The organism is Geodermatophilus sp. SYSU D00879, from assembly GCF_054050375.1.
This window is the reverse complement of the sequence record NZ_JBJGZF010000001.1, coordinates 453,924-468,030: the sequence shown is the minus strand read 5'-3', so window position 1 is coordinate 468,030 and position 14,107 is coordinate 453,924. Positions and strand designations below refer to the sequence as shown.

Annotated in this window: 12 protein-coding genes; 9 read left to right on the top strand and 3 right to left on the bottom strand. The window is 76.7% G+C overall.

Annotation, left to right across the window (positions count from 1 at the left end):
* Positions 1–64: 64 nt before the first annotated feature.
* From ACI79B_RS02350 to ACI79B_RS02340, 3 genes are read left to right on the top strand one after another with little or no spacing between them, the layout of a single operon-like run.
* The gene (locus ACI79B_RS02350; RefSeq protein ID WP_456928176.1) at positions 65–2,122 is read left to right on the top strand and encodes a glycosyltransferase; all 2,058 of its coding nucleotides are present in this window, start codon (positions 65–67) and stop codon (positions 2,120–2,122) included.
* Between the two features lie 36 nt (positions 2,123–2,158).
* Positions 2,159–3,163, top strand: a complete 1,005-nt coding sequence (locus ACI79B_RS02345) for a glycosyltransferase family 2 protein (RefSeq protein WP_456928177.1) — start codon at positions 2,159–2,161, stop codon at positions 3,161–3,163.
* Positions 3,160–3,894: a polysaccharide deacetylase family protein gene (locus ACI79B_RS02340; protein ID WP_456928178.1), complete on the top strand. Its 735-nt coding sequence runs from the start codon at positions 3,160–3,162 to the stop codon at positions 3,892–3,894. Before ACI79B_RS02345 ends, ACI79B_RS02340 begins: the two co-directional genes overlap by 4 nt.
* Positions 3,895–3,906: 12 nt before the next feature.
* On the opposite strand, the gene ACI79B_RS02335 is transcribed toward ACI79B_RS02340, so the two are convergent.
* The 3 genes from ACI79B_RS02335 to ACI79B_RS02325 are packed head-to-tail and all read right to left on the bottom strand — an operon-like array spanning position 3,907 to position 7,666.
* The gene (locus tag ACI79B_RS02335) at positions 3,907–4,923 is read right to left on the bottom strand and encodes a glycosyltransferase (RefSeq protein WP_456928179.1); all 1,017 of its coding nucleotides are present in this window, start codon (positions 4,921–4,923) and stop codon (positions 3,907–3,909) included.
* Positions 4,920–6,422 (bottom strand): oligosaccharide flippase family protein, encoded by a 1,503-nt coding sequence (locus ACI79B_RS02330; protein WP_456928180.1) that lies wholly within the window; start codon positions 6,420–6,422, stop codon positions 4,920–4,922. The genes ACI79B_RS02335 and ACI79B_RS02330 overlap by 4 nt, the downstream gene beginning before the upstream one ends.
* Positions 6,419–7,666: a hypothetical protein gene (locus ACI79B_RS02325; protein ID WP_456928181.1), complete on the bottom strand. Its 1,248-nt coding sequence runs from the start codon at positions 7,664–7,666 to the stop codon at positions 6,419–6,421. Before ACI79B_RS02325 ends, ACI79B_RS02330 begins: the two co-directional genes overlap by 4 nt.
* Positions 7,667–7,906: 240 nt before the next feature.
* Between ACI79B_RS02325 and ACI79B_RS02320 the strand changes: the two genes are divergently transcribed.
* The 6 genes from ACI79B_RS02320 (at position 7,907) to ACI79B_RS02295 (ending at position 14,067) form a co-directional block, all read left to right on the top strand.
* The gene (locus ACI79B_RS02320) at positions 7,907–9,322 is read left to right on the top strand and encodes a polysaccharide biosynthesis tyrosine autokinase (RefSeq protein WP_456928182.1); all 1,416 of its coding nucleotides are present in this window, start codon (positions 7,907–7,909) and stop codon (positions 9,320–9,322) included.
* Complete coding sequence (locus ACI79B_RS02315) at positions 9,319–9,894, top strand: arsenate reductase/protein-tyrosine-phosphatase family protein (protein ID WP_456928183.1); 576 nt, start codon at positions 9,319–9,321, stop codon at positions 9,892–9,894. The genes ACI79B_RS02320 and ACI79B_RS02315 overlap by 4 nt, the downstream gene beginning before the upstream one ends.
* A 141-nt stretch (positions 9,895–10,035) precedes the next feature.
* Positions 10,036–10,509, top strand: coding sequence for an adenylyltransferase/cytidyltransferase family protein (locus tag ACI79B_RS02310; protein WP_456928184.1), 474 nt, complete (start codon positions 10,036–10,038; stop codon positions 10,507–10,509).
* Positions 10,506–11,600, top strand: coding sequence for an acyltransferase family protein (locus ACI79B_RS02305; protein WP_456928185.1), 1,095 nt, complete (start codon positions 10,506–10,508; stop codon positions 11,598–11,600). Before ACI79B_RS02310 ends, ACI79B_RS02305 begins: the two co-directional genes overlap by 4 nt.
* Positions 11,601–11,786: 186 nt before the next feature.
* Positions 11,787–13,040 carry an MFS transporter gene (locus tag ACI79B_RS02300; RefSeq protein ID WP_456928186.1) on the top strand — a complete coding sequence of 418 codons (1,254 nt, stop codon included), beginning with the start codon at positions 11,787–11,789 and terminating at the stop codon, positions 13,038–13,040.
* On the top strand, positions 13,033–14,067 hold the full coding sequence (locus ACI79B_RS02295; protein WP_456928187.1) for a hypothetical protein: 1,035 nt from the start codon (positions 13,033–13,035) through the stop codon (positions 14,065–14,067). The genes ACI79B_RS02300 and ACI79B_RS02295 overlap by 8 nt, the downstream gene beginning before the upstream one ends.
* The last annotated feature ends 40 nt before the right edge of the window (positions 14,068–14,107 follow it).

Genomic DNA, 14,107 nt, shown 5'->3' with positions numbered 1-14,107 from the left:
CTCGGGGGGAGCGACCGGGCGTGACTCCGGGGATGCCGGCCCCCGCCGGGCTACGGTCCGCGGCGTGCTGGGCGTCGTCGTCGTGAACTACGCGTCCAGCGCGCTGCTCCGCCGCAACCTGGCCGCCGCCGGCGCGCTCGGGCCCGACGTCCGCGTGGTGGTCGTCGACAACGCCAGCACCGCGGGCGAGCGGGCGGCGGTCGGGCTGCTCGCCGCCGAGCGGGGCTGGGAGCTGGTGGCGCTGCCGGACAACCGCGGCTTCGGCGTCGCGAGCAACGCGGGCATCGCCCGCGCCCGCGAGCTCGGCGCGACGACGTTCTGCCTGCTCAACCCCGACGCCTCGGTCTCGGCGCAGGTCCTCGACGAGCTGCGACGGGCCACCCTGGCCGACCCGCTGACCATGCTGACGCCGCGGATCGTCGACTCCGGCGGCCGCACCGTCTTCGCCGGCTCCAGCCTCGGACTGCGGGACGGCCGGACCGGCGCCCGCGGCGGGACCGCCGTCTCGACCGGGCCGGTCGAGGAGTGGCTCACCGGCGCCTGTCTGGCGCTGTCGGCCGAGCTGGTCGACCGGACCGGGGGCTTCGCCGAGGACTACTTCCTCTACTGGGAGGACGTCGACCTCAGCCACCGCGTCCTGGCGGTCGGCGGCCGGCTCGCGGTGCGGACGGACCTGGTCGCCGTCCACGACGAAGGCGGCACCCAGGGCCGGCAGCACGGGCGCGCGAAGTCGCCCCTGTACTACCGCTACAACGCCCGCAACCGGCTGGCCTTCGGAGCGGCCCACCTGTCCCGTGCCGACCTGCTGCGGTGGGTCGTCCGGACGCCGGCCGCGAGCTGGGAGATCCTGCTGCGGGGCGGCCGGCGCCAGCTCCTGCACTCGCCCCGCCCGGCGTGGGCGGTGCTGCGCGGGACGCTCGAGGGGCTGCGGATCGCGCTGGTGGCCCTGCTGCGTCCGCGACGGACCGCCCGTCCCCGGGTGCTCGTGGCGCACCCCGGTGCCGAGTTGTACGGCTCCGACCGCGTGCTGCTCGAGAGCGTGGAGGGTCTGGCCGCCGACCACGACGTGACGGTCACGGTCCCCGGCTCCGGGCCGCTGGTCGATGAGCTGACCGCCCGGGCCGTCCGCGTGGTCGTCTGCCCGGTGCCGGTCCTGCGCAAGGCCGCGCTGCGGCCCCGAGGGGCGCTGCACCTGCTGGGTGATGCCCTGCGGGGGCTGCTCCCCGCCCTGTGGCTCCTGCTGCGGTGGGGCCGGGACGGCGTCTACGTCAACACGGTCACCGTGCCCTCCTGGGTGGTCCTCGCCCGGCTGACCGGCCGACCGGTCGTGTGCCACGTGCACGAGGCCGAGCGCGGTGCGGTCCCCCTGCTGCGGCGGGCCACCACGCTGGCCCCCGCGCTGGCCGACCGGGTGGTCGTGAACAGCCGGTTCAGCCTCGAGGTCCTCACGGAGGTGGCGCCGGGGCTGACCCGGCGGTCCGAGGTCGTCTACAACGCCGTCCGGGGGCCGCAGGGGGTGGTTCCCGCCCGCGAGCGGCTCGACGGGCCGGTGCGGCTGCTGTTCGTCGGCCGGCTGTCCCCCCGGAAGGGACCGCAGGTGGCCGTCGCGGCCGTCCGCGAACTCGTCGCCCGGGGGGTCGACGCCCGGCTCGGCCTGCTCGGCTCGGTCTTCGAGGGCTACGAGTGGTTCGAGGAGGAGCTGCGCACGGCCATCGTCGCTGCCGCCCTCGAGGACCGGGTCGACCTGCTCGGCTTCCGTCCCGACATCTGGGCGGAGGTCGCCGCCGCTGACGTCGTCCTCGTGCCCTCGGTCGCCGACGAGCCCTTCGGCAACACCGCCGTCGAGGCGGTCCTCGCCGCCCGGCCGCTGCTGGTCAGCGGCACCAGCGGGCTGCTGGAGGCCGTCGCCGGGTACTCTGCGGTCCGCGCGCTGGACCCGGCACGCCCGGCGGACTGGGCGGACGCCGTCGAGCAGGTGGTCGCCGACTGGCCCCGCCTGCGCGTCGCCGCCCTGGCCGACGCGGACGTCGCCGCCCGCCGGCACGCTCCCATGAGCTATCGGCGGCGGTTGGTGGAGGCGGTCGCCCCGGTGTTCGGCACCCACCCTCGCTCCCGCGGGTGAGGCGCCCGCGGGTCCAGCGGTGATGGGATCGCCGGCGTGACCGCCACCCTGCCGTCGGCGGACCGGACGACGCCGGCCGGGCCGGTGCGCGTGACGGTCGCCGTGCCCACCTACCTCCGTCCCGCGCACCTGGGGGCGCTCCTCCCGGTGCTGGTCGAGCAGGCGGCGGAGGTCACCGCCGCCGGCCGGTACGCCGTCGAGGTGCTCGTCGTCGACAACGACCCGGACACCGGTGCCCGGCCGCTGGTCGCCGCCGTGGGTGGCGTCCGGTACGCCGCCGAGCCGACTCCGGGCATCGCGGCAGTCCGCAACCGGGCCCTCGACGAAGCCGCCGGCTCGCAGCTCCTGGCCTTCATCGACGACGACGAGCGGCCCTGCGAGCGCTGGCTGGCCGCCCTCCTGGCCACCTGGGAGACGACCGGCGCCGCCGCCGTGTCCGGCCGCGTGCTGGCCGATTACGCGCACGAGCCCGGCCCGTTCATCCGCGCCGGCGGCTTCTTCGTCCGGCGCAGCCTGCCGACGGGCACGCGGATCGACCTGGCCGCCACCGGCAACCTGCTGCTCGACCTGGACCAGGTGCGCCGTAGCGGCACCCGCTTCGAGCCCGCCCTGGGCCTCGGCGGGGGCGAGGACACGCTGTTCAGCCGGTCGCTGGCCCGGGCCGGTGCCTGGCTGGTGTGGTGCGACGAGTCGGCGGTGGTCGACCAGGTGCCCGCCGAGCGGCTGACCCGCCGCTGGGTGCTCACTCGCGCCTGGAGCCACGGCAACAGCAGCGTGCTCACCGACCTGCGGCTGACCTCGGGTCCGCTGCCGCGCCTGCGGGTGCGGCTGCGCGGCGCCGCCCGTGGGGGCCTGCGCGTGGCCGGGGGCGCGGCGCGGTGGGCGCTCGGGGTGCTCGTCCGCTCGCCGCGGCACCGGGCCCGGGGCCTGCGCGCCCTGTACCGCGGCGCCGGGATGCTCGGCGGCGCGGCCGGACTGGTGTACGTGGAGTACGCCCGCGGCGGCCGGCGCTGGCGGCTGGCCCGCGGGGCAGCCGCGTGACCGCGCCCCTGGCCCGGCTGCGGTCGCTCCCGCGCCACGGCACCCGGGTGCTCGCCCCCCTCGGCCGCTCGCTCGTGGCAGTCCGGACGGCGGCGCCGCACGTGGCGCTCACCTTCGACGACGGTCCCGAGCCCGGCGGCACCGACCGCGTGCTGACCGCGCTGGCCGACGCCGGTGCCACGGCCACCTTCTTCGTGCTGCTCACCCGCGTCCGCCGCGACCGCGCCCTGCTCGACCAGGTGGTCGCCGCGGGGCACGAGGTGGCCCTGCACGGCGTGGACCACCGGGCGCTGCCCACCCTGCCGCCGGGCGAGGCCGCGCGTCTCACCCGGGCCGGCCGCGCCGAGCTCGAGGACGCCACCGGGACGACGGTGCGCTGGTACCGGCCGCCCTACGGCCGGCTGGACCTGCGCACCTGGCGGGCCGTCCGCGGCGCCGGGCTGGAGCCGGTGCTGTGGGGCCCCACCACGTGGGACTGGAAGGACGTGTCGCACGGCGAGCGGCTGGCGAAGGCCCAGCAGCGGCTCCGGCCGGGGGCGGTGGTCCTCGCCCACGACGGCATCGCCGGTCCGGAGGACCTCGCCGAGGACGGGCCCGCGCCGGTCCTGGACCGCGGCCGGCTGGTCGCCGAGGTGCTGGAGGCCTATGCGCAGCAGGGGCTGACCGCCCGCTCGCTGGGCGAGGTGGTGGCCGGCGGCCGCAGTGTGCGACGCGCCGTCCTCACCGGCTGAGCGCCGGCTCCCTCAGCGGAGGGCGTCCAGGGCCCGCCGGTAGGCCGCCACGTGCTCCCGGCCGGCCAGGTCCCACTCCCGCCGGCTCAGGTCCGGCGCTGCCACCGGAGGACGGGCTCGCAGCGCGGCCACCGTGCCGGCCAGGTCGGCGGCGGTGAGCTCACCGGTGTAGGTCCACACCCACCCGGGGCCGACCTCCTCGGCCAGCCGCCGGTTGACCTCGTTGTCGGGCACGAGCACCGGCGTGCCGAGCGAGAGCGCGGTCAGCGCGCCACCGGAGTTGTGCATCTCCCGGTAGGGCAGCACCACCAGCTCGGCCGCTGTGATCTCGCCGACCAGGTCGGCGTCGGGCAGGAAGTCCAGCCGCAGCGAGATGCGCGGGTCCCGCCGGGCCGCGGCGTGCAGCGTCGCGGCCAGCTCCTCCGACGACGGGCGGCCGGCGATGCGCAGCGTCAGTCCCTCGGGCGCGCCGCCGAAGGCCTCGACCAGGTGGTCGACGCCCTTGTACCGGCGGACCAGCCCGAAGAAGGTGAGCCGGCCCGGGACGCGCGTCGCGCGCGGGTGACGGCCGTACCAGTCCCGGTAGTGCCCGTGCACCACGGTCGCCACCGGGCCGGGCCCGGACAGCTCGGTCGCCTCGTTGATCCGGATGCGCAGCGCCGTCTCCCGCTCGGCCCAGCGCAGCAGCGCCACCTCGCGGCGGCTGATGCCGGTCGGCAGGTCCAGGTTGTGCACCGTGCGCACGAGCGGGACGCGGGTCAGCCGGAGGCGGAGCAGGAACAGGACGAAGAGGACCTGCCGGACGGCCTTCTTCAGCGGACCCTTCCCCGAGACGAGGATCTCCGGCCAGTGCGCGTGGAAGACGTCGTATCGGGCGGTCAGCGCCCGCCGCCACGAGAAGGTCAGCACCCGGACACCGGGCACGCCGTCCAGGGCCTCGCGCAGCATGACGACGTAGGGGTTGGTCGTGGGCCTCGGCTCGGGGAACGACTGCAGGACGGTGAGCGGCCGCGAGGTGTCGGTGGTCACGGGACGAGGGCCTCCTGACCGCTCGAGGACTCGGGGGCGCGCCACGCGCCCCGGCCGCGCACCATGGCGCGGCCGAAGGACAGCACCCCGGCCACGTCCCGCCGGAGCGGACGGGACAGGAGGGGAGCCAGCCCCAGGACGGCGGCGCCGGCGGCGAGCGCCGCCGGCGCCCCCAGGGCCGCAGGCAGCGCCGCGCCGGCGTGCGCGGCCAGCGCGGACGCCAGCCCGGCGGGGACGGCGCAGGACAGGACGCGCAGCGCCCCGAGCGACAGGGCGCGCCCGGGGAAGTCGGTGATCCGGGACAGCCACCACAGCGAGAGGGGCCACTCCAGGCAGGCGGCCAAGGCGTAGCCCGCGGCCACCCCGACGACGCCCCAGGTGCTGCCGCCGACCACGCAGACCAGCCGGAGCGCGGACGTGAGCAGGGTGTAGCGGAACAGCTGGGGACCGAGCCCGCGGGTCAGGTAGACCCACAGCCCGACGAAGGCGAGGGTCTGGGCCGCGCCCGCAACGGCGAGCAGTGCGAGGACGGGGGCCACCTGCGCCCACCGGGGCCCGAGCAGCAGCTCGACCAGCGGGTCGGCGGCGCCGGCGACGACGGCCAGCCCGGTGACCACGGTGAACCCGAGGGCCAGCTGGCCCCGGCGCAGGTGGTCGTCGAAGCGCTCGCGATCGCCGTCGAGCCGGGACAGCACCGGCAGCGCCACGGTGGTCGCGGGCGAGCGGATCTGGTTGAGCGGCGTCATCAGCAGCTGGAACCCGCGGTTGTACAGGCCGAGTGACGCCGCGTCGAAGCGCAGCCCGATGGTGACCGTGTCCACGTTGTTGCTGGCGTAGTTCACGAGCTGGGTGCCCAGCAGCGAGCCCCCCAGCCGGAGCAGCGGCCACAGCTCCGGGGTGCGGCGGGGCCGCCCGGGCAGCCACCCCGCCCGCACCGCCACCACCAGCAGGACCACCGCCGCCGCGGTCAACTGCTGCGCGGCCAGCGCCCAGTGGCCGGCGCCGGCCCACGCCGCGACGACGGCCACCACGGCGCCGGTCAGCTGGCCGAGGACGTCGGCACCCACGAGGGCCCCGAACCGCAGTTGGCGGGTGAGGGTCACCCGCGGGACGGTGGCCAGCCCGTTGAGCACGAAGACCAGCGAGACCACGCGCGCCATGGACTCCAGCGCCGGGCGGTCGAAGGCCGCGGCCAGGAGGCCGGCGCCGGAGAGGACGGCGAGGCACAGCCCCACGCCGATCGCCGTCGTCGTCCAGAACAGGCCGTCCCGGACGGCGGGCGGGAGGGTGGGCGCCCGCACGGCCGCGGTGCTGATCCCCAGGTCGCGCACCATCTCGCCGACGCCCACGACGACGAGGACGACCGCCAGCAGGCCGTAGTCGGCGGGCAGCAGCAACCGGGCGAGCAGGACGATCGAGCCGAACTGGATCACGATGCGGGCGGCCTGGCCGGTGAGCGTGACGCCCGCGGCGCGGGCGGTGCGCGGCTCGCCGCTCACCGCTGCGGCTCCCCGTCCCGGGAAGGGCGGGCGGTGCCGAGGACGAGCAGGGCCACGGCCACCACCGCGACCGCGTTCCACTCCAGGACGTCGAAGGACAGGAACATGACGACCAGCAGCAGCGCGGCCGGCCGGGTGGCGCGCTGCCCGCGGCGCAGACCCGAGACGACGAGGGCCGCCAGCGCCGCGACGCCCACCAGCCCCGCCGTGCCGAACGTGGCCACGAACTGGTTGTCGACGGCGAAGAACCCGTCGAGCTGCAGGTAGCCCGCGTCGAACAGGTCGGGCAGCGATCCCGTTCCGCTACCCAGCAGCGTCTCCGCCGGCGGGCGGCCGAACAGCCGGACGGCGGCGTCCAGCGCGCCGAGCCGGTGGGTGAGCGAACCGGTGCCCTGCAGGCCGGCCACGACCGGCAGGGTGCCGACCTGGACGGTGAGCAGGGCGCCGGCCGAGACGAGGACGGCGACCGTCCGCCAGAGCGGCCCGATGCGCAGGACCCCCGGGGTCAGCATCGCCACGGCCACCGCCAGGAGCAGCGCCAGCGCCGCGCTCCGGCTGCCGGACAGGACCACCCCGCCGCAGCCGGCGGCGCCGACGAGCAGCCGCGCCGGGACCGGCCAGCGCAGCACCGGGAGGAGGGCCAGGAGCGCGGTCAGCGCCAGGAGGGCCCCGAACGGGAGGGGGTGCGCCATCGTCCCGGTGACCCGCCCGCCGACCGCCGGCAGGAGCGGGTTGGTCTCGAAGAGGCTGCCCGGGGTCCCCAGGTAGCCCCACGGTGCGGGCGTGCCGAACAACGTGCTGGCGAGCCCGACCGCGAGCTCGGCCAGGCCGACGACGACCAGCCCCCGGCCGAGCAGACGGACGTCGGCGGGCCCGGCGTTCGCGGCGAGGAGCGCGCAGCCGAGGAGGAGCAGGGCGCCCGACCCGTGCGTCACCAACCCGGTGAGGGTGCCGTGGTGGGAGGTGGACAGCGTCCCGCAGAGGAGGAGGACGGCCACGAGCGTGACCGGCCACGGCCACCGCAGGGACCGCGCGTGGCGCCAGAGGGCGTTGGCCACCAGACACGCCAGCGCCCCGGTGAGCAGCCAGTTCAGCCGCGGGCCCGCGGCCAGCGATGGCACGAGGCACCAGGCCGCCACGACGGCGGGGACGACCAGCCCGGGACGCGTGAGCAGCGGCTCGGGCGCCGTGTCCTCACGCGCCCCGATCCGGGGGATCGTCCCCGCGCCGGTCCCGGTGGTCATGCCGGGAGTCTGGGCCGTCCCGGACGGCCGGCGACCTCTCGGTGGGGACCGGCACACCCGGAAGGGGCATCCCGGGCGGCCGGGCGGCCGGGGGCCTCACCTGTTGGGGGCAGCACCGCCCGCCGTCCGGCGCGGAGCCGGCGCGGGCCGTCCTAGCGTGCGGGCGACCGGTGCGATCCGGTCGACCGGGAGGGAGCCCGCGCCGGCCGGGCGCGCCGGGCGCGGACACGGGGGAGAGCCATGAGCCTGCACGAGTACCTGCAGATGCTGCGGCGCCGCTGGCGGTGGGTGGTCGCGGCCACCCTGGTCGGCGTGGTGCTCGCGGCGCTGGTGTCGCTGACGACCGCCGCCAGCTACCGGGCGACGAGCAGCGTCTTCTTCTCGCTGCGCTTCGGGAACTCCGCCAACGACCTCGCGCAGGGTTCGGTGTTCGCCCAGGACCAGGTCGTCTCCTACGCGGTCCTCGCGACCACCCCCACGGTGCTCGATCCGGTCGTCGACGAGCTCGGGCTCGACACGACGGCCCGTCAGCTGGCCGCCCGGGTGTCCACCGAGGTCGTCCCGGACACCGTCGTCCTCGAGGTCAGCGTCGACGACGCCACCCCGGAGGGTGCGGCCGAGCTGGCCAACGCGGTGACCGACCAGCTGGTCACGACGGTCGGGGAACTGGCCCCGGTGAACGCCGAGGGCCAGCCCACCGTGCAGGCCACCACCGTCGCGCCGGCGACGCCGCCGGGCAACCCGGCCTCCCCCCGGACCGCGCTGGACCTCGCGCTCGGCCTGATCGCCGGCCTCGTGCTGGGCATCGCGGCGGCCGTGGGCCGCGACCTGTCCGACACCCGCGTCCGCACCGCCCAGGACCTGTCCCGGGTGACCGACCTGCCGCTGCTGGTCTCGCTCGACACGCCGGGACAGGGGGACGGGCGTGACCTCGTGGTGGCCACATCCCCGCGCAGCGCGCAGGCCGAGGCGTTCCGGTCGCTGCGGACCGCGGTCCAGTTCGCCGCCCGGCCCGGCCGGCCGCTGACCCTGCTCGTGACCTCGTCGCGGCCGGCGGAGGGCAAGTCGACCGTCGCGGCGAACCTGGCCCTGACCCTGGCCGAGGCCGGATCCCGCGTCGCCCTCGTCGACGCCGACCTGCGGCGGCCCTCCGTGGCGACGACCTTCGACCTCGAGGGCGCGGCCGGGCTGACGACGGCGCTCATCGGCCAGGCCGACGTCGAGGAGGTGCTGCAGCCCTACGGCACCTCCGGGCTCGACGTGCTGACCGCGGGAGCGCTCCCGCCGAACCCGAGCGAGCTGCTCGCCTCGCCGGCCATGACCCAGGTCCTCGAACGGCTCGGCGCCGGTCACGACGTCGTCGTCGTGGACACCGCACCGCTGCTGCCGGTCACCGACGCGGCCATCCTCGCTCGCGGGGTGACCCGCACCCTCGTGGTCGCCGACGCCTCCCGCACCCGCCGCGGCGTGCTGCGCCAGGCACTCGACCTCCTCGACCGGGTCGATGCCCGCGTGCTCGGCGTGGTCCTCACGCACGTCCGGCGCTCCCGCACCGACGTGTACGGGTACGACCAGGTCCAGGAGCCGGGAGCACCGGCGCCGGAGGCCGCCGACCGCGCCGGGTCACGCGTGGGCGCGGTGCCGGCGGCGCGGTGAGCTCCGACGCGGTGCGGTCCGGCACCTCCGTGCTGGTCGTGTGCACGGGGAACGTCTGCCGGTCCCCGGCCGCCCAGCTCCTGCTCGCCGCGGGCCTGCTGGACGCGGGGGTCACCGTGACCAGCGCGGGCACGCGGGCCCTGTCCGGCCGGCCCGTGGACCCGCCGATGGCGCGGCTGCTGCGGGACTCCGGGATCGTGACAGACGGCTTCGCGGCCCGGGACCTGCGGCCGGAGATCCTGCGAGAGGCCGACGTGGTCCTCGCCGCGGCCCGTGAGCACCGCGCGGCCGCGGTCGCGATGGCACCGGCTGCCCTGCGGCGCACCCTCCTCCTCACCGACGCCGCCGCGGTCGCGGAGGCGGTGGCCGCGGCGGGGTGGCCGGCCGACGTCGCGCCGGACCCGGGTGCCCGCCTGGCGGCGCTCCCGCGCCTGGCCGCCGCACACCGGGCTCCCGGACGACCGGCCGGCGCAGACGTCCCCGACCCCTACCGCCGCGACCTCGCGACCTACGCCGCGTCCCTGCAGGTCGTGCGCGACGCCGTCGACCGGCTGGTCCACGCCGTCGTCTGATCCCCCGTCCGTGGTCGCGGAGGGTGGTCGTCGTCGTCCGAACGGGTGTACCAGGACGGTGTCGACCCGTCCGGGTGATGACGCAGAGTCACCGTCGTTGATCGACTGCCCGGGACGTCGGACGAGGTCCTGGGGGAAGACATGACCGTCATCGGCTACGCGCCGGGTGCGTACGACCTGTTCCACATCGGGCACCTCAACGTGCTCCGGCACGCCGCCGCACACTGCGACCGGCTGGTGGCCGGCGTCGTCGCCGACGAGGTGCTCCTCGAGACCAAGGGCCGGCTGCCGGTCGTGCCGCTGGCCGAGCGCCTCGAGATCGTGCGCAGCCTCCGGTTCGTCGACGACGTCCACGCCGAGGTCGTGCCGGACAAGCTCGAGGCGTGGCGGGCGGTCGGCTTCCACGTCCTCTTCAAGGGCGACGACTGGCGCGGCACGCCCAAGGGCGACCAGCTCGAGCGCGACCTCGCCGCCGTGGGCGTCGAGGTCCGGTACTTCCCGTACACGATGCACACGTCCAGCACGCTGCTGCGGCGGGCTCTCTCCCTCATCGACGGCGGCCAGCCGTCCGGCACGCCGGCCGGGCCCCCGGCCCGTCGGGGGGCCGCCCGGTGACCGCCGCGGCCGGTGGCGGCGCGATCGGGTCGGAGGCGGGGGTCCACGGCCGGTTCCTGCCGTCGCTCGACGGGCTGCGGGCGGTCGCCGCGCTCCTCGTCGTCGGCTACCACGCCGCCCCGACGGCGTGGCCGCTCGACGTCGGCTGGGCCGGGGTGCCCGTCTTCTTCGTCCTCAGCGGCTACCTGATCACCCGTCTCTCGCTGGCCGACGAGGCGGGCCGGGGGTTCTCCTTCCGGTCCTTCTGGATCCGCCGGGTCACCCGGATCCTGCCGCTCTACCTGCTCGCGGTGGGCGCCTTCCTCCTGCTGCCCTTCCTCGGCGAGGACGGCGGCGGCTGGTCGACGGTCCGCGCGACGGCGCCGTACTACCTGACCTTCAACGGGGAGTTCGTCGAGCACGGACCGATGACCGTGGCGTGGTCCCTCGGCATCGAGGAGAAGTTCTACCTGCTCTGGCCGGTCGTGGCCTTCGCGCTGTTCGCCGGTCGCGCCCGGCGGCTGCACGCGACCGCGGGCGCCGCGGCGCTCGGTCTCGTCGTGGCCGTGCTCTTCCCCGTTCCGCACCTGACCGGCTACGCCGCCTTGCTCGTGGGGGCCGCGGTCGCGTTCCTGGAGCGGCGCCGCGGGTGGGTGGGCGACGGCATGCCCGGGCCGCTGGCCCGCCCGGCGGCCGGCTGGGCAGCCGCCGTCGCCGTCGTCGCCGTCCTGCTGGCCGCGAACCTCCCGGACGACCGACTGGTCTACCTCCTGCTCTGCCCGGCCGTCGGCGTGCTGCTGCTGCACCTCGTCCACGGGCGCTCCGCGGTGGCCCGGGTCCTCGGCGCCGTCCCGATGCGGTGGATCGGCCGGCGCAGCTACGGGATCTACCTGGTCCACACGCTCGCGCTCACGGTGTGCGAGAAGCTGGTGCCGGCAAGCGTGCCCGCCCGCGGCCTGTGGGCCGGCATCGGCTGCCTGGTGCTGACCCTCGTGCTCAGCGACGCGGCGCACCGCCTCGTGGAGGCCCCGTTCCTCCGGCTCGGTCGGCAGTGGTCCGCCCGTCGGGACGCCCCTCGGTCACCGGCGCACGTCGCGGAGGTCGCGGCCTGACCGTTCTCAACGGCCGGGCGGACCCGTGCTGCAGGCGCTCGGGACCGGCGAGCCCGCGACCCGGACGGTGCCCGCCCTGACCAGTTGAGTTCCGCAAGGGGGTCCCCAGGGCCCGCGCGCGCCCGCATACTGCGCGCGGCACGGACCGGCAGGAGGACGCCGGCCACCGACGGGGGAGGAGGCCGGGTGTACGCGAGTGTGCGCGACGTCCCGCAGACAGGTGCACGGAGCGGGACGGCCCGCACCCGGGTGGGGGGCACGGTCCTCGCCCTCGGCACGGTCAGTCTGCTGACCGACGTCTCCTCGGAGATGGTGGCCGCCGTCCTGCCCGTGTACCTCACCCTGACGCTGGGGCTCTCGCCGCTGGCCTTCGGCGTCGTCGACGGGCTCTACCAGGGGACCTCGGTCCTCGTCCGGCTCGCGGCCGCGGCCGCCGCCGACCGGTGGCAGCGGCCCAGGGCGACGGCGCTGGTCGGCTACGGGTTGTCGGCGGTGTGCAAGCTCGGCCTGCTGATCGCCTCCGGCGCCGCCGCGATCGGGGCGGTGCTCGCCGTCGACCGCACCGGCAAGGGCCTGCGCACCGCGCCGCGGGACACGCTGATCGCCGACGCCGCACCGGCGGGGGCGCTCGGGCGGGCCTTCGGTGTCCACCGGGCCATGGACACCGCCGGGGCGCTGCTCGGCCCGCTGCTGGCCGTCGCGCTGCTGCTCTACCTGCCCGGCGACTACGACAGCCTCTTCCTGGTCAGCGCCGTGTTCGCCGTGCTGGGGCTGGCGGTGCTGGTGACCTTCGTCCCGGAGCGCCGCCGGTCCGCCGACCGCCCGCCGGTGCGGTGGCGCCAGGTCGCCGCGCTGCTGGGCCACCGCCCGGTGCGGCGGGTGGCGGTCACCGGCGCGGTGCTGGGCCTGCTCACGGTCACCGACGGGTTCCTCTACCTGCTCGTCCGCGAGCGCGGGGCGGTCAGCGCCGCGCTGTTCCCGCTGCTGTTCGTCGGCACGGCGGCGGTCTACCTGGTCCTCGCGGTGCCCCTGGGCCGGCTGACCGACCGGGTGGGCCGGGTCCCGGTCATCGTCGCCGGCCACGTCGCCCTGCTGGCCGCCTATGCCGCGCTGCTCCTGCTGCCCGGCGGGGGCCTGCTGCTGGCCGCGCTCGTCGTCGGGCCGCTCGGGGTCTACTACGCCGCCACCGACGGCGTCCTCGCCGCGCTGGCCGCCGAGCTCAGCCCCGACGACGTCCGGACCTCAGGCATCGCCCTCGTGCAGACGGCGGTCGCGGCCGGCCGGGCGGCATCGGCCCTGCTGTTCGGCCTGCTCTGGACGCTGACCGGGCAGTGGACGGCGCTCGCCGGGTTCGCCGTGGTGCTCGTCGTCGTGCTGCCGGGAGCCCGGTGGGCGCTGCGCGGGATCCAGGCCGCACCCGCGGAGGCCCCCCGTGCGTGAGCGCCGCCGGCTGGTGGCGTTCGTCGTCGCCGCGGTGCTGGTCCTGGCCGGCACCGTGGCCTACCTGCTGGTCCAGCGGCAGGGGGAGGAGGCGGCCGCGGCGGCCGCGGCCGAGGACGAGGCGGGCCGGACCCGCCTGGCGGTCGAGGACGTGCAGGCGGTGCCGCACCTCGTGGTCCGGAACACCGAGCCGGGGCCGTCGTCCGGCAAGGTCGCGCTGGTCCCGCTCGACGACCCCGACGGCCCGCGGGCGATCGTGGACCTCGCGTGCGACCGGGTGGCCGCGAGCGCCGGGGGAGCGGTCTGCGTGCAGACGGTGCCCGGCCTGGTGCCCACCTACCGCGCCGTCTTCCTCGACGAGGACTTCGCCGAGATCGGCAGCCAGGACCTGGGCGGGGTCCCGAGCCGGGCCCGCGTGTCCGCGGCCGGGACGTACGCGGCCACCACGGTGTTCGTCTCCGGTCACGCCTACACCGACGCCCAGTTCTCGACCGAGACGGTGGTGACCGACCTGAGCGGGCCCGCCCCGGCCTCCCTGGGCAACCTGGAGACCTGGACGGTCACCACGGCCGACGGGGCCCCCGTGACCGCGGAGGACCGCAACTTCTGGGGCGTCACGTTCGTCGGGGACGGCCCGGAGCTCTACGCGACCATGGGCACCGGCGGCGTCCGGTACCTGGTCCGCGGGGACGCCGGGACCCGGACGCTGACCGTCGTGGCCGAGGACGGCGCCTGCCCCTCGGTGTCGGACGACGGGTCGGCGATCGTCATGAAGGCGGTCGACCCGGTGTCGAAGGCCGACCTCCTCGTGGCCTACGACGTCGCCACGGGCGAACGCACCAGGCTGGCCGAGGGGCGGGCCGTCGACGACCAGGTCGCGTGGTCCGGCGAGGACCGGGTGCTCTACCCGGTGACGCGGGGTCTGGCCGCCTCCGGGGACTCCGACGTCTGGTACGCCGACGTGCACGGTGGAGAGCCCGCCATCTTCGTGCCCGACGCCTCGTCACCCTCCGTCGTCGTCCCCTGAGTTCCGGTTCTCCCGGGTGTCATCACTCCTCGTGAGGGGT